This is a genomic window from Marinobacterium sp. MBR-109 (genome assembly GCF_040547565.1).
Taxonomy (GTDB): Bacteria; Pseudomonadota; Gammaproteobacteria; order Pseudomonadales; family Balneatricaceae; genus Marinobacterium.
Map to the genome: position 1 here is coordinate 81,821 of NZ_JBEPPZ010000001.1, position 24,519 is coordinate 106,339.

The window sequence follows — 24,519 nt, forward strand, 5'->3', positions numbered from 1 at the left end:
TGGAGAACTCAATGCGTGTACTGACCACCCTGATACTGGGCCTTTTGCTGTTGCAGCCTCTGCAGGCCAGCGAAGAGGTCATCATCAATGGCGAAGCCGCAGCCGAGATAAGCTGGGATGATCTGATGCCGGAAGACTATGGCCTCTCACTTGAAGAGCTGTTCAACAGCCCCGAGCTGGATGCGCTGGACGACTACAGCCCGAAGGCGCAGCAGATCATGGACCAGATGATGCAGACACTGGCTTCAGCACCGATCGTGGAGTCGATGGATGGCCGCATGGTGAGCATTCCCGGTTTTGTGGTACCGCTTGAGGGGGTCGGTGACGTAGTCGATCGCTTTTTTCTGGTGCCCTATTTCGGTGCCTGTATTCATGTGCCGCCACCGCCTTCCAACCAGATTATCGACGTGCATTACCAGCCCGGCACACGGGTTGAAAGTCTGTACGATGCGGTGCTGATCAGCGGTCGCCTGACGACTGAAGTGTTCAGCCATGAGATGGGAACGGCAGGCTACCGTCTGGAAGCCTACCGCATTCAACCCTATGAACTGCCGGATGATGCTGAAGACTGGCCTGAAGAGTAGCCTGCTCTCAGGCCATACAGCACCACCCAGATCACGCTTGCCAGCAACAGGCTGAGCACCAGAGTGGCACCGGCCGGCCAGTCCAGCTGCCACGCCAGTCCCAGCCCCAACAGGTAGCCAACACAGCCACACAACAGTGCAGCCCGACGACCACCTGCCAGCTGCGCCACCAGTGCCGGTGCGATCAGCGTCACGAACACCAGATAGACGCCCAGCAGCGGCACCGAGAAGCTGACCAGCAGCGCAAAACAGGGATAGAACCCGGCAGCACCTAGCCAGTTAGAGTACCGCCACTGTACAGCCCAGAAAGCGACAGTCAGCAGCGCCAGCGGCAACAGGTCATCCCAGCTTACCCAAAGGATGTCACCGTTCAGGCTGCGGGCCAGCTGATGCCCGGCATGAGGATCGGATGCCAGCAACAGCAGCAGCGAACAGGCAGCCCCGGCATAGAGCAACCCGATCACCGCCTCCCGCTGGGCTGGATACCGCCCGGCCAGCCAACCCACAAGACCGGCCCCCAGCACCGCCAGCAAAGTGCCACCGGCCAGCACGGCCCAAAGCACACCCGGCCACCACTGCTGCGCCAGCAAGGCACCCAGTGCGGCCAGCTGCGCCACCGCCAGGTCGATAAACAGAATGCCACGCTTAAGCACCTGTTCGCCCAGCGGCAGATGGGTCAGCAGTACCAGCAGCCCTGCTGCCAACGGAACCAGCAACAGCCCCGCCTCAGCCAGCATCGACCTGCTCCAGCAAACGCGTCAGCAGATGCTCGAACAGCTGATCCAGCCGCTCTATTCCCTGATCCGGCGCTGTTGTGGACGGCAGTGCCAACACTGCCAGCCCGGTTTTGTGCGCCAGCCACTGGGCACTTTGCGGGTCCTGATACCAGCTGTGTACAATCGCAAGCGGCTGTTCTGCGTTCACGTGATCAACCAGCGATGCCAGATGACCCGGGGTCGGGGGCACACCCGGCTTGGGTTCAAGATCAGCCACCACCTCCAGTCCCAGCCAGCGCCAGAAGTAATCAAAGGTACTGTGTTGAACCACAAGCGTACGACCGCGCAGCGGCTCCGCACGTTCACGCCATTCATCCATGCGCTGCTGCCAGTTCAGGGACCAGCGCAGGTAGGCCGCACGGTACTGGGTAGCTTGCTCAGGATCGGCCCGGCCAAGCCGCTCACTCAGTACCGCTGCCACCTGCCGGATTCGTTCCGGATCAAGGTGCAGGTGCGGATTGCCCTCCGGGTGCACATCACCGGCACCGAAGGGTACGTGATCAAGCTGATCAAGCGTTTCGACATGATCAGCCGCAAACAGCATTCCCGCACGCCCCGGCTGTACCTTTGGGTTGGCCGCTCGTTGCTGCAGCGCCGGCAGCCAGCCGGCTTCGAGCGAGGCACCGCTGCAGATGGCCAGATCAGCCCGGCGCAACCGGGCGATCAGGCTCGGCCGCGCTTCAATATAGTGCGGGTCCTGATAGGCATGGGTTGCACTGCTGACACGTGCGTTCGGCGCCAGTGCTTGAGCCAGTGCTGCCCACTCGGGCTCACAGGCAAAGATCTCAAGTGCCTGAGCCGGCAGCGGCAGTAATGCCGCCACCAGCGCAAGGCCGGTCAGACTAGAACGAATGCGCATCATGAGCACCAAAGCTGATGATGTACTGCAGCGTCAGAACATCATCGGCGGCCGCATCAAAGGTTTCATGCCAGTCCTTGCGCACATCCTGATGAGTGTACTGCAGACGCAGTGTCTGGGTATGGCTCGGGTTCCAGGCCAGCATCACGGCGGTCTCTTCCAGAGAGCCCTCATGGAAGTGATCATCGTGCCCCAGTTGTACATCCAGGCGACCATGACGCAGCCCTGCACTCCACTGAGGTGCAAAACGATACACCGCCGAGCCGTACCAGCCCTCGTGATACTCCTTGCTGCTGGCATGTTCGTTCGGGTCGGTCACGCGGGCATACTCGGCTGACAGCGTCAGCTGCTGGTTGCGATTGTTGCCTTGAGGCGCCCACTTCCACACCAGATCGGCCAGGTACAGATGCTTGCCGGTATATTCGGCACCATGACTGTGGCCGTGCTCCTCTTCTTCATGGTCATGGTGGCCATGTTCATCATGCTCACCCGCTTCCAGGGTGCGGTTACGCAGATAGCTGAAACCGGCCTGCCAGCTTTGTGAGTCACTCAGGTCACCGCCCAGGCTGGTCGACAGCGCCCAGGTACCCACCGTGTGATCGCTATCGGTTTCACTCAACTGGTCACCATCAAAAGCCTCGGCACTGATGCGCCAGTAAAGATCCGTGGGCATAACCAGGCTCAGCCCAAGACCGTCGTCGTAATAATGACCACCCAAAAAGGCGCGATACAGCAGCGGGCGCTCAACAAAACTGTCGGCATGGGGGTGCTGACCATTCAGATAACCGATATCCGACAGAAAGCGCCCGCCACGCAACGTCATACCCGCCGGCAATGACAGCGTCTGCAGGTAGGCTTCTTCGATACTGAAATCGGTTTCCTCTTCATTGGCTTCCATTACCGCGGTCAGCTTGCCGCTCATCAGGTTGCCAAACTGCTGCTTGAGCGCCAGTTCAGTGTGGCTTAACCCCCAGCCCTCTGTACGGCCACCCAGCGCCGTATCTGTGGATTTGTGATAGGCGTCGATGGTCAGACTGATCTCGGGGGCAGACAGCTCCGCCTGAGCGGTACCCGATAAAAAAACGGTCAGAGGCAGTGTACGCAGTGCAATTGACTTGATGTTCATGGTTAACGGCTTTAGTACGTTGATGAATGGGATCGGCATACTATAACTTTTGTTATAACATAACAATTAATCCGAAATGATCAGTTACGGTCAAACGGCATACCCTGAAACAGGGTGGAGCCCAACCACACAACTATCAGGCTGGTTGGCGCTCCTCACCGGAAAGGCAGACCAGCTCTGCCGGTACCGGCTTGCCCATCAAGAAGCCCTGCATGCTGTTGCAATGATGTGCTTTAAGGAAATCACGCTGCTTTTCGGTCTCGACCCCTTCCGCCAGCACTTCAACCCCCAGACTGCGGCCCAGTGCGATCACCGTTAAGATAACCGCTTCATCCTTGGGGTTGCGGCCGATGTCGCGGGTGAAGCTCTTGTCGATCTTGAGTCGATTCAGCGGCAGGTATTTGAGCCGGTCCAGTGAAGAGAAGCCGGTGCCGAAGTCATCCAGTGCCAGATGGTAGCCCGACAGACGCAGACGCTGCAGCTGCTGAATCACGAAGTCAGGGTCCTGCTGGATCATCGACTCGGTGATTTCCAGCTCAATTCGACGCCGCTCCAGATCAAACCCGTCTACCAGCGCATTCAGGCGCGGGATAAAGTCGGCCTGTAACAGCTGGTGCGGTGAAATGTTGATCGCAACCAGCGGAACATCCAGTCCCTGCTCCAGCCAACGGGACATCTGCTGACAGGCGTGCTCAATCACCTGCCAGCCCAGCGGCACGATCAGCTGAGTTTCTTCCGCCAGCGGAATGAACTGGTCCGGCCCCAACAGCCCGCGCTGCGGATGCTGCCAGCGGACCAACGCCTCCAGACCACAGAGGCGACCGTCATCCAGGCGATACTGTGGCTGGTAGTGCAACACCAGCTGGTTTTCCTGCAGCGCCTGACGCAGATCCTGCTCGACGGAAAAGCTTTGCACCGCATCCGAGGTGAGCTGCTCGGAGTACAGCTCATAGCGATCCTTGCCACGCGACTTGGCGCGGTACATGGCGGTATCGGCATGCTTGATCAGGCTGTCGGCATCACGCCCATGTGACGGGTACAGGCTGATGCCGATACTCGCGGTCAGCTGCAGGCTATGCTCGGCAACCGTATAGGGGCGGCCCACAATCAGCAGGATACGCTGCGCCTCTGCAATGGCGCGCTGAGCGGCACCGGGTACCAACAGGATGAATTCGTCACCGCCCATGCGGCACAGTTTGCAGTCTTCAGGGGTTTCCACTCGCATTTGATGCGCCAGCGCCTGCAACAGGCGATCACCCACCTGGTGCCCCAGGCTGTCATTGATCAGCTTGAAGCGGTCCAGGTCGATGAACAGCAGCGCGAAGGGGCTGTCAGGCGTTTTCAGCCATTCCGCCAACTGCTCCTGCATGCGGGTGCGATTGGGGAGTTCGGTCAAATCATCGTGACGGGCCTGCCACGCCAGATCCAGTGTCTGCTGTTGTACCCTTGCCACCAGCAGGCGCTCACGATTGTACATCGACAGGATCAGCAAAGAGGCCAGAGCACCAATACCTACCAACAAAACCTGCAGGTAGAGCGCCTGACTGATCGGGTGTGCAGCCAGATAATCAGGCCCGGCCACCGCCTCCACCTGCCACTCCTGCTGTGTCAGCAGCACCGGAAACGTCTGCTTCAGGCTCACGCCCTCAGAGCCGGTATTGATCGTGTCATAGAACGGCCCGCCGAAACGCTCGGATACCCTCAGGCCCACATGCTCGATACCTGACTCCTGCAGCGCGGCATCAAAAAACTGAGCCACCGTGAACACCCCTACAATGAAGCCAAGCAGCTCACGACGACTCTGCAGCAGCTCTGCCCCTGTCTGACGGTAAACCGGCTGCAGAATCAGCAAGCCCGGCTCATCGGGGGCCTGGGTCAGATTCAGAATACCGGTTGCCACCGCCTGACCGCGTGACTGAGCCTGGAGCACCCAGCGGCGGCGGTCTTCAAGCGAGTAAAGATTGAACCCCAGCGCCGCTCGATTCTGTTCCAACGGTTCGACATACTGCACCGGAATCAAGGCCTGTTCAGACGGCGGGGATTCACCATAAATGGCATACTCGGGGTCACCCAACAGTTCACGCGTACGCTGCTCAAACTCGGCCCTGTGCGAACGCGGTACCAGCGGGTCCCACGAATAGGCACGCAGCGCAGGGTTGTCCTGCATGCGCGCGAACACCAGCTCACGAAACTCTGCCGGTGTCAGGTCAGGACGGCTGGCGATCTGCTGCTCAAGCCGGGTCAGATCACGCAGGTTCTGCTGGATGGTTGCCTGAATGCGGGCGTCAATCAGCTGTACATCCTGACGGAAGCTTCGCTCCAGCAGGCTGGATAGGTGAGACAGGTAGTACTGGTTGATCACGATCAGCGCCAGCAGAGTTCCCAACAGTCGCACCGACAGCACCCAACGGCGAGAGGTACTGTCAGGCTGGGTCGCCGGCAGCAGCGAAAGGAAAAGTGGGGTACCGAAAACAGCGCCAAAACTGTCACCCAACCACCAGCTGACCCAGTCCAGCAACAACCCCAGGCTGCCTCCGGACTGGTTGATGTAGGTAACCGCAAGCGTTCCAAGGGTGGCATTCAGGGTGCAGGTAAGGACCCCGGCACAGAGCAGAAAGCGCAGCATCCAGCGCTCGTTGACCGGCGCCAATGGATCGACCCCTAAACGACGGATCAGGAATGCCGCCAGCCCGGTTTGCAGAGCGGCCCCACTGGCAATCACCAGCGCGGTCAGCAGATGCCCTGTCTCGGGCAGATTCCAGCCGCTGGGCAAAATCAAATTGACCAGCAGACTGCCGAGCCACACACCCGGCAACAGTGCCAGGCCGAAACGCAGTACAACCGCAAGCGCAAGACCTGCCGGCAACCAAAGGGGGACTATTTGATCATGGAGTCCAGTCGTGGAGAAGCTGAGTCCGAGCATCGCATAAGCGATGGCCAGCAACAGATTGGCGATGATTCTGTTGGAGCTGTGACACACGGCTGATGAATTCACAGTATCCTCTGCACTCCCTGCAGGTCAGATGATTGAGACCCGGGTATTTGACATGTGCTCGATCATACATCAAAAGCCGTGCCCGGGTATCTTCTCCACTTGTTACAGATCAACCTTGTGGCGGTGCCAGCAGTGCTTCCAGCTCGGTCACCGGCAACGGCCGGCTTCTCAGATAGCCCTGATACTGATGACAGCCAAGCGTGTTAAGCAGGCTGCGCTGAGCCTCGGTTTCAACCCCTTCAGCCAGCACTCTCAGGCCAAGTTTGTGCCCCAGTACAATAATGGTTTCGACAATGGCACGTGCCTCGTCACTTTCCAGCAGGTCATCGGTGAAGGATTTATCGATCTTGAGCAGATCCAGCGGGAAACGTTTCAGGTAGGCCAGGGAGGAGTAACCGGTACCAAAGTCATCGATCGCCAGCCGCACACCCAGTGCGCGCAACTGCTTCAGCATGGCCACAGGTTCAAGGTTGGGCGCCATCAGTGCGCTCTCGGTCAACTCAAGCTCCAGCAGCTCCGGTGCAATACCGGTTCGCTCCAGCGCCTTGGCCACTTCATCCGGCAGGCTGTGATAGCGCAGCTGTTGCGGTGATACATTGACCGCAACACACGGTATGTGCAAACCGGCCGCCTGCCAGCGGACAATCTGGTCACAGGCCTCGTTCAGCACCCAGCGGCCAATATGGTCGATCAAGACCGTTTGCTCGGCGACCGGGATAAAGTCGGCGGGCGAAATCAGACCGCGCTCGGGATCCTGCCAGCGGACCAGTGCTTCCACCCCGGTCATTTCACCGTTTTCCAGAGACCACTGCGGCTGGTAGTAAAGTCGGAGTTCGTTGGCTTCGATAGCACGACCCAGGCGCTGTTCCAGCTCCAGTCGCTGGCGGGCAGCCTGAGTCAGGTCATCACTGAAGAAGCTCAGGCTGCCACGCCGCTCCTTGGCTCGAAACAGAGCCGCGTCCGCCTGCTGCAGAAGATCTTCCGGCTTCTGTTTAACATTGGTGATAAGGCTGATGCCGATGCTGGCACCGACTCGTACGTCCACACCACCGGCCAGTGCAAAACTGCCGTCAAACTGCCGAATCAGGCTCAGGGCCACATTGGCCGCATCACCCCCCGAGTTCACATCATCCAGCAATATCGCAAACTCATCTCCCCCCAGACGGAACAGCATGTCCTCGTCCCGCAGGCGCAGTTTCAGTCGCTGCGCGGCCTGCTCAAGCAACTGATCACCCACCAGATGACCAAAGCTGTCGTTCACATCCTTGAAGTTGTCCAGGTCGATCATCAGCAGCGCAGAGATACGCTTGTGGCGGCGGTTGTAATGAATGCAGTGGTCCAGCTGACTGAACAGCATCTGCCGGTTGGGCAAACCGGTCAACAGGTCGTGCAGCGCCTGATATTCAAGCCGGGATTCGCTCTCTTTCAAGCGGCTCAGATCAGTATAAACACCGACATAATGGTTGATACTGCCACGCGGCCCGCGTACCACGCTGATACTGAGCAGCGCCGGGAATACTTCGCCATCGCGGCGCCGACTCATGATTTCACCCTGCCAGTGGCCGGACTGATCCAGCTCATGCCACATATGTTCATAAAAGGCGCTGTCATGACGGCCGGAGGCAAACTGGTGCGGTGTATTGCCGAGCAGTTCCTCTTCTGACCAGCCAAACATCTCATGGAAAGCAGGGTTGATCTGAATGATCTGTTGGTGGGCATCCGTAATTACCACCGCCTCGCGGGTACTGTCCAGAACGGCCGAAGCACGCTCCAGGCGCGCCTCCTGCTGCTGGCGCTCGGTTACATCGGTCAGGACACCTTCGATATGCAGAATATTGTTCTGGCGATCCCGCTGCACATGGGTATGGTCCTCTACCCAGATCACCTCACCCGATGCCAGCTGCAGACGATACAGTTGGTGATACTCGTTTTCGTTTCGCTTCAGGTGGCCTTCAACCTCTGCAGCGATGGTGTCGCGATCATCCGGGTGAATCAGTTGCTCATAGTTGACCTCTCCCCCAAGCAGGCTCGCGGGCTCGATCCCCCAGCGGCGCACATTGTCGGACACATAGGACACGGGCCAGCCTGCACTGTTTTCCCAGCGCATCAAGACTACAGGGCTGGCATTGATCACCTGATTGGCCTTTTCCAGCGCCTGGTCTCGCGAGTAGTTGGCCAGTGCAAAACTGATGTCATGGCTGAGTTCATCCAGCGTGTTCACAACTTCATCGGTGAAGAAGTCAGGCTCTCCGGCATAGAGGGTCATCACGACCAGACGACCATCGGCATCACTCAAGGGCAGTACAATGGCGGCATGGATATCATGGCGCCGCGCCAGCTGATACCAGGGCTGGAAACCGGGGTCGGTAAAAATATTGTTCACCAGCATGCGCTCACCCTGGCGGATGGCTGCCATGGTCAGCCCCTGCTCAGGGTAATTGCGGCACAACTGCACCAGCATCGGCAGGCTTTCGCCACCAAACCCGGCACTGGCCAGAGGCTTGAGTTGGCCTTTTTGATCAAGCTGAGCCATCCAGGCAAATCTCAACTTCCCGAAGCGGACGGCAATATCACAGGCGCTTTGGAAGATCCGATCTGGCGTATGGCGCCGCACGATCATCTGGTTGGTCTGTGACAGCATGTTGAACAGGTTGGCCTGACGTTGGATCAGCACTTCATTGCGCTTCCGCTCAGAGATATCCTGCATGATGGCCAGCATCCAGCCGCCGTTTTCCCGCTCAATCTGAACATCAAGCCGGATATCCACCAGATGACCCTCTGCGTGACGCAGCTGCTTTTCGATCTGATAACCATCGCGAAGACCGTCCAATATGGCCTGAAATTGATACTCTTCCTCTTCCAGCAGGTGACCTGGGGTCAGCTCACGCCAGTCTGTTGCCATGAACTGCTCACGCTCATAGCCCAGCATCCGCAGCAGCTCATCGTTGACGCGCACCCAGCGCCGGGCGGCGGGGTCATAGATGCCCATCCCGATCAGCGGCATGTCATAAAAGCGCTGCAGAATTCGGTCACGTGCATCCAGATCAGCCTTGGCCTGCAGACTTAACCTCAGTCGCTGCTGACGCCAGAGCAGCAACAGGATGAGCCCCACCGCCAGCATGAATACCATGCCAACCAGCAGTATCCATTGCAGCAGAGTTCTGAGAGGCTCCAGTACCTCGTCCAGATCCCGCTCTACAATCAGTGACCAAGGGGTGTCCTGCACCGATCTGTACGCAGACAATACGGAAACACCGCGATAATCCTTGCCGGCCAGCTGCCCTGCGCCACCGGTGGCCAATGCGGTGGCTGCCGGGATATCCTGGTTGATCAGCGAGAATGACTGTGTCATGGGAGGGGCATCACTGTATTTCAGCGGTGATATGAAAAAACCCCGATTCCCTCGGGCCTGCAACAGCAACATCTCGGAGCTGTCCTTGCGCATCAGCCAGTCGGCAAAGATCGGTTGCAACGAGGTTTCAAACGGCTTGTAAAGCTCAAGGGCGACACGGTCCCCATGACTGGGGCGAGACAGTCGAACCCAGGCCGTCGCATCTTCATCCTGCAGCAGCTGCAGCCAGTCTCTCTGACTGATTCTGAAGGGTTTGAGAGCATTGCCATTGGTCACTATACGGGGGACCGTTCCCAGTTGAAGCGGCTCCCGCCCCGGAAAATGGATCTCTGCCCCGGAATAGCCCAGCCCCTGTAACAGGCTGGAAACGGCCTGCTGCATGCGTGCAAAACGTTCTGACTCAGGAGCAACTGTACTGCCACCTGTTACCAGCAGCTGCTCAATGGCGCCCAACTCCCGACTGCTCTGCTCCAGCCATTGACTGATTTGCGAGCTTTTCAGCTCGGCAACCTGGCCAAGTCGGTCCAGCTCACGCTGCTGGAGTTCGGGGCCATAAAGCCGGGTGACCGACACTGCCAACAGCGGTACCACCAGCAGCAGCGCAACAAAGGCAAACACAAGATAACGCTGACGCCCAAACGCTCCGTGGCTGGAGCGCTCTTCAAAGCGATAATGGGTCAAGGCCAGAAAGATAAGCGCTGCACTGATGAGTACGAAAGCCACGCCCTTGTAGCGACTGACCGCAGCAAAACGGTGAAGGTCGCCGGCCAGGTAAACGACAAGCTGGTCACTGAACACAATCCACGCCACACCCAGAACGGCATACAGCAGTGTCAGTATCAGCGGTGATCGCATTTGTGAAAGCAGCATCCTGTCATCTTTCCCGGCCAAAAAGCATTGAGAATCAAATCTACCTGTCAGGCCCATCCATAGCAATCAGACCACTGTAATAAAGCTCACCAGGGCAGCGTGCTGCCATCATAATTGATGAAATCACCACTGCGCTCCTGTGTCAGACCGGCCAAAAGCGAGCGCAGGGCGGTCACGCTTTCTTCTGCCGTAATCAGGGCGTTACTGCCTCCCATATCGGTCTGAACCCAGCCCGGATGCAGTGCAACCACTTTCACCCCCGCACCCGACAGGTCAATAGACAGGCTGCGCACCACCTGATTCAGTGCCGTTTTGGAGCTGCGGTAGTAGTAACCGCAACCTGAAGTGTTGTCGGCAATACTGCCAACCTTACTGCTGATAAATGCCACTGTTTTCAGCTCACTGGCCGCAATGCGCGGATACAGCGCCTGCGTCAGCATCAATGGGCTAAGCGTATTGGTTTCAAGTACCTGTCGCCAAAGCTCACGCTCCAGGGTGCCAAACGCCACACCCTTGGGGCCGTAATAACCTGCATTATTGATCAGCAGGTCGATGGTGATGTTATCCAGCACACGATCAAGCGCTTTGATCTGCCCATCCTTGTTCACATCCAGTGTGTGCAGACTGATCTGCTCGGGAAAGCGCGCTTCCAGTGCCTGCAAGGCTTCGGCGTGTACCAGGTCTCGGGCGCAGGCATGCACCTGCCAGCCATCACGGGCATATTGATACGCAAACTCAAGTCCCAAACCGCGATTGCATCCGGTAATCAAAACTGTTCTGGACATCTGTGCTCTCCTCGATACAACTACCTCTCAGTCAAGCAGGCCGCAACCTGTCTGACAAGTTTGTCCGACTCTGGCAGAATCCACCGCTTTGATTAAACGGATATCTGCATGCGGATTCTTCTGCTTTCGGCTTATGACGCAGTCAGCCACCGATATTGGCGCAACGGGCTGGTAGAAGCTCTGCCCGAACATGACTGGACAGTCTTGAGTCTTCCAGCCCGCTATTTCAGTTGGCGCATTCGCGGCAACAGCCTCAGCTGGGCCTTTGAAGCCCGAGAGCAGCTGGAGCGGCACTACGACCTTGTGCTCGCCACCTCGATGGTGGATCTGACCAGCCTGCGCGGCTTCGTGCCCTCGCTGGCAGTTACACCCTGCCTGGTGTACTTCCACGAAAACCAGTTCGCCTACCCCGCCTCGGGCCACGAGCACCAGAGTGTGGAGCCGCTGATTCTGAACCTCTACAACGCGCTCTGTGCCGATCGGGTGTTGTTCAACTCGGGCTACAACCGTGACACTCTGCTGGAAGGTGCTGACCGGCTGCTGCGCAAACTGCCGGATCAGGTCCCAACGGGCCTGACCGATCGGATTCTGGCCCGCTCCGGGGTACTGCACGTGCCGTTGCCTGATCAGGTTTTCCTGCCCAACGAAATCACCCATGGTCCACTGGAGCTGGTATGGAACCACCGCTGGGAATTCGACAAGGGGCCCGAACTGCTGCTGGCGGCGGTGGAACAGCTGCAGCACGAGCAGGTCCCTTTCCGACTGCATGTAGTGGGACAACAGTTCCGCAAGGTGCCGGCCGCTTTTGAGCAGCTCAAGCAGCGGCTTGAGTCCGGCAATCAGTGCGGGTACTGGGGACATGTCGAGAGTGTGCAGGAATACCGCCAGCTGCTGCAGCAATCAGATGTTGTGCTGTCGACCGCCCTGCACGACTTTCAGGGCATCGCCGTGCTGGAAGCGGTTGCAGCGGGCTGTTGCCCGGTGGTGCCCGACCGACTGGCCTACCGCGAACTGTTTGCGCCCGAATACCGCTATGCCGAGCAACAGGAGAGCCGTGCACTGGCGACCATGATCGCCAACCTGTCAGCCAGAAAGCAGCAGGGTGAGGTGATCACAGGGCCCAATATCCAACATCTGAGCTGGTCGCGGCTCAAATCGGCCTGGGCCGAGGCGATCGCCTCTACTGCTGGCACACCTCGGGCAGGCTAGCGTGCCTTGCTGAGCGGTCCTGTCTCTTCGATCCGTTGCACTTTTTTCAGTGGCTGCAGTAACAGGTGCCCCAGTGTCAGCTGACGCTGATCGGTAAACTCCAGCAGCCCCAGCCGCATTCTTTCGGCTCCCTCGGCTGGCTGGTGGCGATAGGAACCAAAGGCACGATCCCAGATCGACAGAAAAAAACCGTAGTTACTGTCAGTTTCAGGCTGATACACCGAGTGGTGGACGCGGTGCATGTCCGGGGTACAGATTACCCAGCGCAAGCGCCGATCCAGCCCTGCGGGCAACCGCAGGTTGGCGTGGGTAAAAATGGCCGAGATACTGAGCACCAGCTCAAACAGAATCACCGCGGCCGGTGTCAGCCCCAGCAGAATCACCACCAGCGCCTTCCACAGCAACGACAGGCCGATCTCCACCGGATGAAAGCGCAGCGCCGTGGTCACATCCAGCTCCGGGTCGGTATGGTGTACCCGGTGCAGCCGCCACAGCAGCGGCACCCGATGGGTGACCCGGTGCTGCAGCCAGACCGCCGCATCCAGCACAACAACCCCGGTCAGCAGAATCAGCCACTGGGGGGCGGCAACCTGATTGAACAGTCCCATGCCCCGCTCACTGGCCCAGATCGCTGCGGTTATGGCGAAGGCACCCAGTGTCAGCCGGGCCAGCAGCGTGTTCAGCAGGGTCAGAGTCAGGTTGGTCACCCAGCGTGAGCGTTTGGGAAAACGCCAGCTGCGCCTTGGCATGCGCCACTCGAACAAGGCACACAACAGCAGGACCAGCAGAAAGACCGACAGCCTCAACCAGACTTCAAACGTCATTCATTTTCTCCCTTACCGATGGAGTTTGCTCAGGCCGCGCATTAACATGGCCGCCATGACAGCTGCCAGCCCCTCAAACACCGCGTTCACCCTGCGTGACTACCAGCAGGAGGCGGTCGACGCCACTCTGAAACACTTCCGTGCCTGCAATGACCCGGCGGTGATCGTATTGCCGACCGGTGCCGGAAAAAGTCTGGTGATCGCCGAGCTGGCGCGACTGGCCCGCAAGCGCATTCTGGTGATCACCCATGTGCGTGAGCTGGTGGAACAGAACCACGCCAAATTTGAGGCACTGGGGCTTGAGGCCGGTGTTTTCTCCGCAGGTCTTGGTCGGCGCGAATTCAGCCATCAGGTCACCTTTGCCAGTGTACAATCGATTGCGCGCAATCTGGAGGCCTTTACGGATCAGTTCTCGCTCCTGATCATCGACGAGTGTCACCGCGTCAGCGAAGACGATACTTCCCAGTATCAGCAGGTGATCGGCCACCTGCGCCAACAGAATCCGGGCCTGAAACTGCTCGGTCTCACGGCAACGCCCTACCGACTGGGCTATGGCTGGATCTACCGCACTCACTACCGTGGCTTCGTGCGCAGTGAAGAGCCCCGGGTATTCGAGCGCTGCATCTACGAATTGCCGTTGAGCTGGATGATCCGCAAGGGGTATCTGACACCCCCCGAGCTGGTGGATGCCGCCATCGCCCACTATGATTTTTCCGCTCTGACACCCTCCTCAAGCGGCCATTACCCGGAACGGGAACTGAACAGCCTGCTACTGAAACACCCGCGTGTCACCCGCGCTATCTGCGAACAGATCGTCGAACTGGCGGCAGAACGCGAGGGGGTGATGGTGTTTGCCGCCACAGTGGAGCACGCCAGGGAGATTCAGCACTATCTGCCGACCGCACAGACCGCAATTGTCACCGGCACAACGCCCGGTGATGAACGCCACAGCCTGATCAAGCGCTTCAAGTCCCGAGAGCTGAAATATCTGGTCAATGTAGCGGTACTGACGACCGGATTCGATGCCCCTCACGTCGACTTTATCGCCATCCTGCGGCCCACCGCCTCGGTGAGCCTGTATCAGCAGATTGTGGGCCGAGGCCTGCGCCTGAATGAAGGCAAGCATGACTGCCTGGTGATCGACTATGCCGGTAACGGCTTCAATCTGCACCACCCCGAGGTGGGCACACCTCGCCCCTCAACGGACAGCGAACCGGTACAGGTGTTCTGCCCCGGCTGCGGTTTTGCCAACATTTTCTGGGGCAAGACAGACGACAGCGGCCAGATCATCGAACACTATGGCCGCCGCTGTCAGGGTCTGCTGGAAATGGAAGGCGAGAAACCACAACAGTGCGACTACCGTTTCCGCTTCAAGGAATGCCCTCACTGTGGTGCCGAAAACGATATTGCGGCACGCAACTGCCACAGCTGCCGACAGGCGATCATCGACCCGGACGATCTGCTCAAACGCGCCCTGCAGCTGAAGGATGCCCGCGTGATTCGCTGTGCCGGGATCAGCGTCAGCGCCAGCGGCGAGTGCCTGACGCTGACCTATCATGAGGAGCAGGGAGAGGAACTACAGGAGCGTTTCCACATGGATCGCCCCGCACAAAGGGCTCTGTTCAATACTCTGTTTGGTCGCCGCTGCGGTCAGGGCCGACAGCCAAGGCGTTTCACCACCGCAGCCGAGGTCGTTGCCAGTGAAGCGCTCTTGCCCGCCCCCGATTTCGTCATCGCCCGCATGAGCGGCACAAAGGGCCGCCCCGGCAAAGGGGGCGGCTTTTGGCAGGTCCGCGAGCGTCTGTTCGATTATCAAGGTGCCTATCGCAAGGCCAACTGCCTGTAAACGGGCGAGCGGTCAGCCCTGCCCGGCCTTGAGACGATCACTGAAGCTGACCGAGGGCCCCAAAAGAATCGGCAGATAACGCCAGCTGAATAGCGCAAAGGCCAGCAGCCACAGCAACGCTGACAGCGTAATCAACGGCAACATCACGGACGGCCAGAGCGCTGCAACCACCCGCGTCAGTGCCGCCAGATGCAGGCTGACAAACGCCAGTGTCAGCACAGGCGTTGATACCAGCGCACGGCCGGTATGTCCCAGTGCAGCGCGCGACGCAACCGCCATGATCATGCCCCCCATGGCCCCAATGGTCAGCGCATGCAGCCCGGCACTGGAGAGCCACAGGCCAGCACTTCCGCCGGCCAGCAACAGCAGGCCAATGCCGATCCAGGCATAGCCCAGATGCATCACCCACAGCAGCGGTTCTGTTCGGGTCTGCCAGCCGCACCAGCGCAACACCCGGCTCAGCTGCAGTACACCCGCCAGTGCGAGCAGCGCTGCGGCAACAACCGATTGTGGCCAGAACACCCACACCAGCCCGGACAGGGCTGTCATTACGACGGCGGCCACATCCAGCGGGCCAAATGCCGCCGGCAACCGGGACGGTGCCGGTGACTGACGACTGAGCCAGTTACGGGTAAAGGCCGGGGTAATGCGTCCGCCGATCAATGTCAGCAGCATCAGTATCAGCACCAGGGTCAGGTGCAGTACGTCAAGGGGCGCCAGCCACTGCAGATGAAACGCCAGGCTGAACAGGGTAAACAACCCGATCAATACCAGCACCTTCAGGTTGCGCCGGTTGCCCGCCGCGATCAGCTCACGCCCGAACAGGATTGCCAGCACGACCCAATACAGTGATGCGGCCAGCGCATTGAACAGTGCCGGCCAATCAGCCCCCAGCCAGGCAACGGCGCGAGCCAGCAGCCAGCACAGCACCAGCAGCACCAGCGCACCGCCATGAACCGGCCGTCGACCGGTCCAGTTGGCAACTGCTGCCAGCAAAAAGCCGCCTATCGCTGCACCAACAAAACCGAACAGCATCTCATGCCCGTGCCACAGCAGGGGTGTGCCCAGGGTGTCCGGAGCGGCCAGCCAGCCATTCCAGAACGCCAGCCAGCCACCGAGTGCCAACAACGCCTGCAGGGCAACCAGCGTAAACATGGGGCGGAAACCGTTACTGAAAATCAACTCATAACGATTGCGCGGTGTATGTTCGAGATTAACGACTGACATTCACTGAACCTCTGTTGCGTCATCCGATTACTTAGATGTATTTACTGTACACCATTAAAGTTGATTCAGGCCGGAAAAAATCTGACAAGCACCGAAAACTGACGGACAATTAACGAAATAGACAGAATTAACTATGGCAAAGAGTCTGTCAGGCGCTACACTTTGCCCCCTTTAACCCTTTATTCACTACTGGATTAAATGAGAATAGTCTCTTCCCGCGCACTCAAGCTGATGCTGGTTCTGACCGGACTGAACTTGCTGTTGCTGTTCTACATCTTGTGGAGCGGGGATCGCAATCACTTCAGTGGCTCAGATGCCAACATGGATGCCCGTGCCCTCGGCGTTGCCCTGTTCGGGGTATTCCTGCTGGTATTCCTGCTGATGGGCGACCTGCTGCGTCGCTTCATGTTGCTGCGTCGCCAGTCCGAAACCTCCCGCGACCGGATGCACGATGCGGTCGAAAGCCTGTCGGAAGCCTTTGCCCTGTTCAGCCCGACTGGCCGCCTGATGGTGTGTAACCGGCGCTGGCGTCAGGTTTATCCCTGGATGGATGAGCTTCAACTTGAACGCTGGGACGACTTCCAGCATCAACTGCAACCCCATGTGCTGCGCCGCGAACAGATCGGCAGCGAGCAACCCGGTGCCGAGAGCTACATCGAACATCTGGACAGTGGCCACTCCATCATGGCCAGTGACTGTCGCACCCGCGAAGGCGGTCTGGCCTGCGTGCGCACCGACATCACTCACACCCAGCGGATCGAACAGAAACTGCGCAACCTTGGCCGCGCCATGGAGCAGAGCCCGGCCTCGGTCATGATTACCGACACCCAGGGGCGAATCGAGTATGTAAACCCGAAATTCTGCCAGATTTCCGGTTACGACCGTGAGGAAGCGCTTGGGCAGAGTGCCGGCATGCTGAGCTCGGGCGAGATGTCACCCGAGGTGTACAAGGACCTGTGGGCCACCGTGGAACGCGGCGAGGAGTGGCATGGCCAGCTGCTGAACCGTCGCAAGGATGGCAGCCTGTTCTGGGAGTCGGCCTCCATCTCTGCTGTACGGGATGAAAACGGTGAGGTGCTCAGCTACATTGCGGTGAAAGAGGATATCACGCAGCAGAAAGAGGTCGAAGAGCAGCTGCAGATGATCGAAACGGTGTTCCGCACCAGTAACGAAGCGATCATGATTGCCGACCAGGATGGCCTCATCAAAACCATCAACCCCGCCTTCAGCCGCATCACCGGCTACGCCCCTGAAGAGGTTCAGGGCAAGAACCCGAGCATGCTCAGCTCCGGCCGCCACGACGAGCACTTTTACGAAGACATGTGGCAGGAAATTCTCAAACACGGGTCATGGAGTGGCGAAATCTGGAACCGGCGCAAGAACGGTACCATCTACCCCGAGTGGCTGTCGGTTTCCGTGGTAAACGACAGCGAAGGCAACGCCAGCGAGTACGTTGCCGTGTTCTCGGACATTACCAAGCGCAAGAATGATGAGGCTCAAATTGTACGCCAGGCCTATTATGACGAGCTGACCGAGCTCCCCAACCGGACCCTGCTGTCGGATCGCCTCAATCTGGCCATAGTCACCGCCGACCGCGACGAGCAGATGATCGCCCTGCTGTTTATCGATCTGGACCGGTTCAAGTTCGTCAACGACTCCATGGGCCATGAGTACGGCGATGATCTGCTCAAGCAGGTGGCCAAGCGCCTGAACAACTGTGTCCGCGAAACCGATACCGTTGCCCGTTTTGGCGGCGATGAATTTGTCATTCTGCTACACAACGTCAAATCGGATGCCGATGCCACTCATGTCGCGACCAAACTGATTGACCAGTTGAGCGAACCCTTCCTGCTGGCTGAACGGGAAGTGATCATCGGGGCCAGCATCGGCATTGCCATGCATCCGGGCGATGCCAATACCGCCGAGACCCTGATCCGCAATGCCGACCTGGCGATGTACAAGGCCAAGCAGTCCGGACGCAATCAGGCTCACTTCTTCACCGCCGCCATGCAGGAACATGCCAACCAGCGCATGACGCTGGAACAGGATCTGCGCCACGCACTGGACCGGGAACAGCTGGAAGTGTTCTATCAGCCTGTCGTGCATGGCCGCAGCGGGCGCATCACCGGGGTAGAGGCGCTGCTGCGCTGGCATCACCCTGAGCGAGGCATGGTGCCACCGGACCATTTCATTCCGCTGGCGGAAGAAACGGGCCTGATCGGTGCTATCGGCGAATGGGTACTGGAAACGGCCTGTGCCCAGCTGCAACGTTGGTCAGACAGCGGCCTGAACCTGTATCTGTCAGTGAATATTTCCGAGCGTCAGCGTGAACTTGGGCTTGAAGCTGAGGTGGTCCGCGACATTCTGGAGCGTTACCACATCAATCCGTCACAGCTGGTGCTCGAAATCACTGAAGGGCTGCTGCTGCAGGATTCGGAAGAAACCATCGGCTGGCTCAATGGCTTCAAGCAAGTGGGTGTCAACCTGGCCATTGATGACTTCGGCACCGGATACTCCTCTCTGAGCTACCTGAAGCGCTTCCCGGTCGACACGCTCAAGATTGACCGGGAGTTTGTGCGTGACCTCAACACCGACCGCTACGCTGACTCGCTGGTGAGCGCCATCATTTCCATGGCGGCCAGCCTTGAGCTGCGCCTGATCGCGGAAGGGGTGGAAACCGAAGCCCAGCGCTCCACACTGGCTCAACAGGGCTGTCAGTTCATGCAGGGTTACCTGTTCTGCCGCCCGCTGCCGGCAGAAGAAATTAATGCCTGGCTGGAGAGCTATCAGCCACAGCGCCTGCAACAACCAAAGGCTGCAACGCCTCCGCCAGAGTCGAACTGAAACTCAGCTGTCCGGGCACCGGCGCCATGCCGGCCCGAGCCAGTGCCCGCAGCGGCTGAAACTGCAGGTCGGCCACCACAAGCTCGATCCCCTCACGCTCACAGGCACGGATAAAGTGCTCCAGCGCGTTCAGGCCACCGGCATCCAGCAACGGCACCGCATCCATATACAGCACCACACCTTTCGCCCCCTGACACTGTTCGTGGAGTTCGTCGAACACTCTCTCAGCGGCCGCAAAAAACAGCGGCCCACTCAGTTTGTAGACCTGCCAGCCGGGTCGTAACTGCCCAGGCACATGTTTCTGCTGCTGACTGATATTGGTGAAGCGGGTCATGCCCGCCAGATCACGCATGAACAGCAGCGAAGCCAGCATAATGCCGGTGAAAATGGCGATCACCATGTCGAACAGCACCGTCAGCGACAGGCAGGTCAGCAGCACCAGCACATCACCTCGCGGCGCACGCTTAAGCAGCTGAACCACCTTGGGTGCCTCACTCATGTTCCAGGCCACTATCAGCAGCAGCGCGGCCATGCTCGCCATGGGCAGATATGCCAGCAAGGGTGCCAATACCAGCAGGCCAGCCAACACCACCAGCGCATGCACCATACCGGCAATCGGTGAGCGTGCACCGGCCCGGTAGTTGGCGGCAGAGCGTGCGATGGCGGCTGTAGCCGTAAAGCCACCAAAGAAGGGCGCCACCAGGTTGCCCACCCCCTGCCCCAGCAGCTCACCGTTGGCATGGTGGCGCTTGCCGGTCATGCCATCCAGCACAACGGCACACAGCAGCGACTCGATGGCACCCAGCATGGCAATGGAGAACGCGGCCGGCAGCAGTTCACGCACCAGTGCCCAGGACCAGTCCAGCGGCTCACCGGAAGGACCCGGCTGCTGCCAGGGCCACACAAACTCCGGAAAGAAGGGCGGAATGCCTTGCCCGGTTGAACCATCCGGCAACAGGTAGCTGAAGCGACTGCCAATGGTCTCAACGCTCCAGCCGAGGCCCGATGCAATCCATGCCACACCCACACCGATCAGCAAGGCAGGCAGGTGCCCCGGAATCGGTAAACGCAAACGGGGCCAAAGAATAAGTGTCGCAAGGGTTAGAGCTGCCACCAGCAACGTGGCGAGATCAAAGCCGGGCAGCGCCTGCCCCAGCGCCACCAGCTTGAGCCACCAGGCCTCAGGCATCTCAGCCAGCTGCAAGCCAAAGAAGTCAGGAATTTGTAGCGTCGCTATTACAATGGCGATGCCTGAGGTAAACCCCAGCGTCACAGGTTCGGGAATATACTCAATCAGCCTTCCAAGCCGAGCAAAGGCCAGCAGCAGCAGTATCACCGCTGACATCAGGGTAGCGACCAGCAGCCCTGCCAGCCCAAACTGTTGCGCCACCGGGTAAAGGATCACCACAAAAGCCGCCGTTGGCCCGGAAACACTGAAGCGCGATCCGCCACTGAGCGCGATCAGAAAGCCCGCTATAATCGCCGTGTAAAGCCCATACTCAGGACGCACACCACTGGCAATCGCCAGCGCCATCGACAGAGGTATGGCGATCACCCCGACCGTCAGCCCTGCCAGCAGATCCTGTCCCAGTGCCCGGCGGTCATACCCTTCACGGAACACTTCACGCAGTGCGCTGGCGAAAGAAAGCGAGTGCAACCGGGCATGTCTGGACATGAGGTATTCCCTGTAAAGAGCAAAGAGATGAGTACAATTCAACTACATTAACGGTTGCTCAAATATGATTCAATGTTAACATGATTAACATACATTCGACTTTAAGGTAATGACCGCTTCATGGAAAACCGTACTGCCCGCCTCACGCTGCTGATCGACCCCAAGAAAAAGGCCACCTTCGAACGCCTGTGCAATGAACAGGACGTCACCCCCTCCCAGATGGTGCGCAAGTTCATCCGCGACTTTATCGAGCAGGAGCTTGGCCCGGAATGGCAGGAACAGGTCTACGGCAAGGACGACCTGCTCTGAAAGCACCGTTTTTCCCTACATAGTTTCGGTGTTTATCCAAAACCGAATCATGCATAATTTATACAACTTAAAAACTCTGGAGATACGTCCATGCGCCTGGCAGAAATCGAAGCGCTGATGCTCAATGTGGGTCTGGTACTCTTCGCAGCCGCTATCTTTTATATCATCTATGACCTTGCCAAGAAGTCCAATGCCGGCAAGTTCGGTACCTTCATCCTGTTTTTCGCCCTCGGTCTGGGTCTGGTGGCCTTCCTGGTCAAGACGGTGGTGGTCGAGATTATCGGCGGCGGCAGCATCTGAGCATCAGGGCCGTTTCAACCGGCGATAAAATGCGTTTATAGTGTGAGCCAAAGGATCATTTCCGGGGCTCACACATGGATATTTCGCTGATTGTTATACTGGTCGTTCTGGCCATTGTCGTTTTCTACTTCATTTCACTCTACAACCATCTGGTACAGCTCAAGCATGGCGTATCGCGTGCCTGGGCCAATATCGATGTGCTGCTCAAACAGCGTCATGACGAGTTGCCCAAGCTGGTGGAAACCTGCAAGCAGCACATGGGCTATGAGCAGAAAACACTGGAAGCCGTGATGCAGGCACGTTCTGCAGTCGCCAGTGCTCGTGAACAGGGCAATGTGGGGGCGTTGGGCAAAGCGGAAACCCAGTTGCGCCTGGGCCTTGGAAACCTGTTCGCCGTGGCTGAAGACTACCCCGAGCTGACCGCCAGCGAGAGCTTTCACCACCTGCACAGCCGCATCAGTGGACTCGAATCCGGCATCGCCGACCGCCGCGAGTATTATAACGACTCGGTTAACCGGCTGAATGTTCGCATTGAGCAGTTTCCCGACGTGATCATTGCGCGCCGTTTCGGCTTCAAGGCTGCCGAACTGCTTGAGTTTGACGAGGCAGAGCTGGCGGATGTCGACATGAAGCAGCTGTTCAGCTGAACGATGTTTCTGGATATCGGGCCGCTGGGCTCCACTGAACGACTGATCGCCCTGCTTGCACTGGCACTGGCAGCACTGGTTGCGCTCTGGTTCGTGTTTCGCAAACTCGGACACTACCGCCTGATTGCAGACACCCCTACCGCTCGTATCAGATCGGCTCCGCAAGGATATGTGGAGCTGATCGGTCATGTGATCGCCGGTGAAAACGGCATGTTGACCGCGCCTCTGTCGGGCCGCCCCTGTGTCTGGTTCGCCTACAAGGTCGAGAAACAAAGCGGGGGGGAGCGCAAGCAGTGGAAAACCGTCCGCAGCGGCCGTTCCGACAGCTGGTTTCAGATCAACGACGGGACCGGCACCTGCCTGATCGACCCGGAGGGTGCCGAAGTCACATCACTGCACAAGCAGAATTGGCGCGGCCACAATGAACTCCCGTCAATTGCCACCAGCGGCCTGTCAGCCCAGGGTATAGCCGCCATTCTGACCAGCAATACCGTCAGTGGTCATTACCGCTATACCGAACATCTGATTTTTGAACACGAACAACTCTACGCACTGGGTCGCTTCCACACGGTGGGCGGTGGCCGTGAGCAGCTGGACATGAAGGCCACCGCTCGTGACTTGCTGCGCGACTGGAAGCAGAACCCGGAACAGCTGCGCGAGCGCTTCGACCAAAACGGTGATGGTCAGATTGATATACAGGAGTGGCAGCAGGCTCAGGAAGAAGCCCTGCGTGAGGCACAGGCCCAGCAGCGCGAGCTGCATCAGCTACCCAGCATGAATGTGCTGACTGATCCACAGAATCGACGCCAGCCGTACCTTTTATCGACCTACGATGAAGAGCGCCTGATGCGACGCTACCGCTGGATGTCTGTCTGGTGCTTGTCGCTGACAGGCGTCGCTTTCTGGCTTTTTCTTGAGGTTTTACTGGCAGGATGAAGGAATAGCGCTCAAGATACAGGTATCGAGGCCGACAGTTCCGTTGTACCCGTTCAAGAGGCTGGGATCATGCATAATCCACAACGCTACCTGCAACATCCGGATCAGATAGAGCTGAGGTTGCTGCCGCTGGATAAAGCCCCTTCCGACCGCACGTCTCCCCTGCCACTGGGCTTGAGCCTCAACGCACTTAGCCCCCACCCCAGTGGAGAATGGCTGCGTATCAGCGCCCCGGCACTTTCATCTGATTTTTGCATCAATGCTCTGGTGATGGAATGTACCCGAGAGGGTAATCACTACAAGCTGAAACTCGCCTTTCTGACGCAGGAGCAGCTGTTCAGGGGACGCATGCTCGAACAGCTGTGCCAAATTGCACTTTACCAGCGTAAGGCACCTGCAGAAGAGTCCGAAAAACGTGCGTTGGAGTGGATTGCGCATCAGGCGGCACATTTCCCCTCGAATGGCTTATAATCCCCGTTTTGATTCGCCAGTAACGAGAGGGTGTTATGCAGCAGAAGGTTGTGCGTGCCGGTTCCATCGAGATCAGCAATGACAAGCCGATGGTTCTGTTTGGAGGCATGAATGTACTGGAGTCGCGTGATCTTGCTCTGAGCATCGCCGAACACTACGTTGAAGTAACCCAAAAGCTGGGCATTCCGTATGTATTCAAGGCATCCTTCGACAAGGCAAACCGCTCTTCCCTGCACTCTTTTCGAGGCCCGGGTCTCGATGAAGGGTTAAAGATTCTGGAAGAGGTAAAAAACACCTTCAACGTACCACTGATCACCGATGTACACGAACCGCATCAGGCCGCCCCTGCCGCCGAGGTGTGTGACATCATCCAGCTGCCGGCCTTTCTGTCTCGCCAAACCGACCTGGTCAGCGCCATGGCCGCCACAGGTGCTGTGATCAACATCAAGAAGGCCCAGTTTCTGGCGCCGCAGGAGATGAAACATATCCTGCACAAGTGTGAAGAAGCCGGTAACGACCGACTGATTCTGTGCGAGCGCGGCAGCAGCTTCGGCTACAACAATCTGGTCGTTGACATGCTTGGCTTCAGCGTCATGAAAACGTTTGGCTATCCGGTGATGTTCGATGCCACCCACGCATTGCAGATGCCCGGTGGTCGCTCCGACTCGGCGGACGGGCGCCGAGCACTGGTGGCGCAGCTGTCACGGGCGGGTCTGTCTCAGGGCATCGCCGGCCTGTTCCTCGAAGCACACCCCAACCCCAACGAAGCCAAATGCGATGGCCCCTGCGCTCTGCCGCTGGACAAGCTGGAGCCCTATCTGGCCCAGATGAAGGCCGTTGACGAACTGGTCAAGTCATTCGCCCCTCTCGATACCAGCGCCTGA

General features: G+C 58.5%; 19 protein-coding genes. 10 read left to right on the forward strand and 9 right to left on the reverse strand.

Translation table 11 applies throughout. The features are described from left to right. The first annotated feature begins 11 nt into the window (after positions 1–11). A complete protein-coding gene (locus ABIE60_RS00415; RefSeq protein WP_354466860.1) occupies positions 12–584 on the forward strand; it encodes a DUF3299 domain-containing protein in 573 nt (190 codons plus the stop codon). On the opposite strand, the gene ABIE60_RS00420 is transcribed toward ABIE60_RS00415, so the two are convergent. From ABIE60_RS00420 to ABIE60_RS00445, 6 genes are all read right to left on the reverse strand, one after another. Then, entirely contained in the window at positions 542–1,321 is a 780-nt protein-coding gene (locus tag ABIE60_RS00420; RefSeq protein ID WP_354466861.1) for a metal ABC transporter permease, read from the reverse strand. The two genes, ABIE60_RS00415 and ABIE60_RS00420, sit on opposite strands and share 43 nt — an antisense overlap. Then, complete coding sequence (locus ABIE60_RS00425; protein WP_354466862.1) at positions 1,311–2,219, reverse strand: metal ABC transporter substrate-binding protein; 909 nt, start codon at positions 2,217–2,219, stop codon at positions 1,311–1,313. The genes ABIE60_RS00420 and ABIE60_RS00425 overlap by 11 nt, the downstream gene beginning before the upstream one ends. Beyond that, positions 2,203–3,345, reverse strand: coding sequence for a hypothetical protein (locus ABIE60_RS00430; protein ID WP_354466864.1), 1,143 nt, complete (start codon positions 3,343–3,345; stop codon positions 2,203–2,205). Before ABIE60_RS00430 ends, ABIE60_RS00425 begins: the two co-directional genes overlap by 17 nt. Before the next feature lie 136 nt (positions 3,346–3,481). Continuing rightward, positions 3,482–6,340 (reverse strand): bifunctional diguanylate cyclase/phosphodiesterase, encoded by a 2,859-nt coding sequence (locus ABIE60_RS00435; RefSeq protein ID WP_354466866.1) that lies wholly within the window; start codon positions 6,338–6,340, stop codon positions 3,482–3,484. A gap of 109 nt (positions 6,341–6,449) precedes the next feature. Then, positions 6,450–10,562 carry an EAL domain-containing protein gene (locus ABIE60_RS00440; RefSeq protein ID WP_354466868.1) on the reverse strand — a complete coding sequence of 1,371 codons (4,113 nt, stop codon included), beginning with the start codon at positions 10,560–10,562 and terminating at the stop codon, positions 6,450–6,452. An 86-nt stretch (positions 10,563–10,648) separates the two neighbouring features. Beyond that, entirely contained in the window at positions 10,649–11,347 is a 699-nt protein-coding gene (locus tag ABIE60_RS00445; RefSeq protein WP_354466870.1) for an SDR family oxidoreductase, read from the reverse strand. A gap of 108 nt (positions 11,348–11,455) precedes the next feature. On the opposite strand from ABIE60_RS00445, the gene ABIE60_RS00450 reads away from it, so the two are divergent. Next, complete coding sequence (locus tag ABIE60_RS00450; RefSeq protein WP_354466871.1) at positions 11,456–12,556, forward strand: tRNA-queuosine alpha-mannosyltransferase domain-containing protein; 1,101 nt, start codon at positions 11,456–11,458, stop codon at positions 12,554–12,556. On the opposite strand, the gene ABIE60_RS00455 is transcribed toward ABIE60_RS00450, so the two are convergent. Continuing rightward, positions 12,553–13,380, reverse strand: a complete 828-nt coding sequence (locus ABIE60_RS00455) for a sterol desaturase family protein (protein ID WP_354466872.1) — start codon at positions 13,378–13,380, stop codon at positions 12,553–12,555. The genes ABIE60_RS00450 and ABIE60_RS00455 overlap by 4 nt on opposite strands. Positions 13,381–13,426: 46 nt before the next feature. Between ABIE60_RS00455 and radD the strand changes: the two genes are divergently transcribed. After that, complete coding sequence (radD, locus tag ABIE60_RS00460; RefSeq protein WP_354466874.1) at positions 13,427–15,226, forward strand: DNA repair helicase RadD; 1,800 nt, start codon at positions 13,427–13,429, stop codon at positions 15,224–15,226. A 12-nt stretch (positions 15,227–15,238) separates the two neighbouring features. On the opposite strand, the gene ABIE60_RS00465 is transcribed toward radD, so the two are convergent. After that, the gene (locus tag ABIE60_RS00465; protein ID WP_354466876.1) at positions 15,239–16,453 is read right to left on the reverse strand and encodes an NnrS family protein; all 1,215 of its coding nucleotides are present in this window, start codon (positions 16,451–16,453) and stop codon (positions 15,239–15,241) included. A gap of 198 nt (positions 16,454–16,651) precedes the next feature. Here ABIE60_RS00465 and ABIE60_RS00470 point away from each other — a divergent pair, with 198 nt between their 5' ends. After that, the gene (locus ABIE60_RS00470; protein WP_354466878.1) at positions 16,652–19,297 is read left to right on the forward strand and encodes an EAL domain-containing protein; all 2,646 of its coding nucleotides are present in this window, start codon (positions 16,652–16,654) and stop codon (positions 19,295–19,297) included. Here ABIE60_RS00470 and dauA read toward each other — a convergent pair. Next, a complete protein-coding gene (gene dauA, locus ABIE60_RS00475) occupies positions 19,218–20,972 on the reverse strand; it encodes a C4-dicarboxylic acid transporter DauA (RefSeq protein ID WP_354466880.1) in 1,755 nt (584 codons plus the stop codon). The genes ABIE60_RS00470 and dauA overlap by 80 nt on opposite strands. Positions 20,973–21,092: 120 nt before the next feature. Here dauA and ABIE60_RS00480 point away from each other — a divergent pair, with 120 nt between their 5' ends. The 6 genes from ABIE60_RS00480 (at position 21,093) to kdsA (ending at position 24,519) form a co-directional block, all read left to right on the forward strand. Further along, positions 21,093–21,281, forward strand: a complete 189-nt coding sequence (locus ABIE60_RS00480) for a ribbon-helix-helix protein (protein ID WP_206840805.1) — start codon at positions 21,093–21,095, stop codon at positions 21,279–21,281. Positions 21,282–21,371: 90 nt separating this feature from the next. Further along, positions 21,372–21,581: a DUF2788 domain-containing protein gene (locus ABIE60_RS00485; protein WP_354466882.1), complete on the forward strand. Its 210-nt coding sequence runs from the start codon at positions 21,372–21,374 to the stop codon at positions 21,579–21,581. Positions 21,582–21,655: 74 nt separating this feature from the next. Then, a complete protein-coding gene (locus tag ABIE60_RS00490; RefSeq protein WP_354466883.1) occupies positions 21,656–22,228 on the forward strand; it encodes a LemA family protein in 573 nt (190 codons plus the stop codon). 3 nt (positions 22,229–22,231) lie between these two features. Then, complete coding sequence (locus tag ABIE60_RS00495) at positions 22,232–23,164, forward strand: GIDE domain-containing protein (RefSeq protein ID WP_354466884.1); 933 nt, start codon at positions 22,232–22,234, stop codon at positions 23,162–23,164. Between the two features lie 69 nt (positions 23,165–23,233). Further along, positions 23,234–23,635 (forward strand): hypothetical protein, encoded by a 402-nt coding sequence (locus tag ABIE60_RS00500; RefSeq protein ID WP_354466886.1) that lies wholly within the window; start codon positions 23,234–23,236, stop codon positions 23,633–23,635. A gap of 35 nt (positions 23,636–23,670) precedes the next feature. Next, positions 23,671–24,519 (forward strand): 3-deoxy-8-phosphooctulonate synthase, encoded by an 849-nt coding sequence (gene kdsA / locus ABIE60_RS00505; RefSeq protein ID WP_354466888.1) that lies wholly within the window; start codon positions 23,671–23,673, stop codon positions 24,517–24,519.

Bases quoted from the DNA above. Each gene is read 5' to 3' on its own strand.
- ABIE60_RS00415 (WP_354466860.1), top strand. From the start codon at position 12: ATGCGTGTACTGACCACCCTGATACTGGGCCTTTTGCTGTTGCAGCCT.
- ABIE60_RS00420 (WP_354466861.1), bottom strand. From the start codon at position 1,321: ATGCTGGCTGAGGCGGGGCTGTTGCTGGTTCCGTTGGCAGCAGGGCTG.
- ABIE60_RS00425 (WP_354466862.1), bottom strand. From the start codon at position 2,219: ATGCGCATTCGTTCTAGTCTGACCGGCCTTGCGCTGGTGGCGGCATTA.
- ABIE60_RS00430 (WP_354466864.1), bottom strand. From the start codon at position 3,345: ATGAACATCAAGTCAATTGCACTGCGTACACTGCCTCTGACCGTTTTT.
- ABIE60_RS00440 (WP_354466868.1), bottom strand. From the start codon at position 10,562: ATGCTGCTTTCACAAATGCGATCACCGCTGATACTGACACTGCTGTAT.
- ABIE60_RS00445 (WP_354466870.1), bottom strand. From the start codon at position 11,347: ATGTCCAGAACAGTTTTGATTACCGGATGCAATCGCGGTTTGGGACTT.
- ABIE60_RS00450 (WP_354466871.1), top strand. From the start codon at position 11,456: ATGCGGATTCTTCTGCTTTCGGCTTATGACGCAGTCAGCCACCGATAT.
- ABIE60_RS00455 (WP_354466872.1), bottom strand. From the start codon at position 13,380: ATGACGTTTGAAGTCTGGTTGAGGCTGTCGGTCTTTCTGCTGGTCCTG.
- radD (WP_354466874.1), top strand. From the start codon at position 13,427: ATGGCCGCCATGACAGCTGCCAGCCCCTCAAACACCGCGTTCACCCTG.
- ABIE60_RS00465 (WP_354466876.1), bottom strand. From the start codon at position 16,453: ATGTCAGTCGTTAATCTCGAACATACACCGCGCAATCGTTATGAGTTG.
- ABIE60_RS00470 (WP_354466878.1), top strand. From the start codon at position 16,652: ATGAGAATAGTCTCTTCCCGCGCACTCAAGCTGATGCTGGTTCTGACC.
- dauA (WP_354466880.1), bottom strand. From the start codon at position 20,972: ATGTCCAGACATGCCCGGTTGCACTCGCTTTCTTTCGCCAGCGCACTG.
- ABIE60_RS00480 (WP_206840805.1), top strand. From the start codon at position 21,093: ATGGAAAACCGTACTGCCCGCCTCACGCTGCTGATCGACCCCAAGAAA.
- ABIE60_RS00485 (WP_354466882.1), top strand. From the start codon at position 21,372: ATGCGCCTGGCAGAAATCGAAGCGCTGATGCTCAATGTGGGTCTGGTA.
- ABIE60_RS00490 (WP_354466883.1), top strand. From the start codon at position 21,656: ATGGATATTTCGCTGATTGTTATACTGGTCGTTCTGGCCATTGTCGTT.
- ABIE60_RS00495 (WP_354466884.1), top strand. From the start codon at position 22,232: ATGTTTCTGGATATCGGGCCGCTGGGCTCCACTGAACGACTGATCGCC.
- ABIE60_RS00500 (WP_354466886.1), top strand. From the start codon at position 23,234: ATGCATAATCCACAACGCTACCTGCAACATCCGGATCAGATAGAGCTG.
- kdsA (WP_354466888.1), top strand. From the start codon at position 23,671: ATGCAGCAGAAGGTTGTGCGTGCCGGTTCCATCGAGATCAGCAATGAC.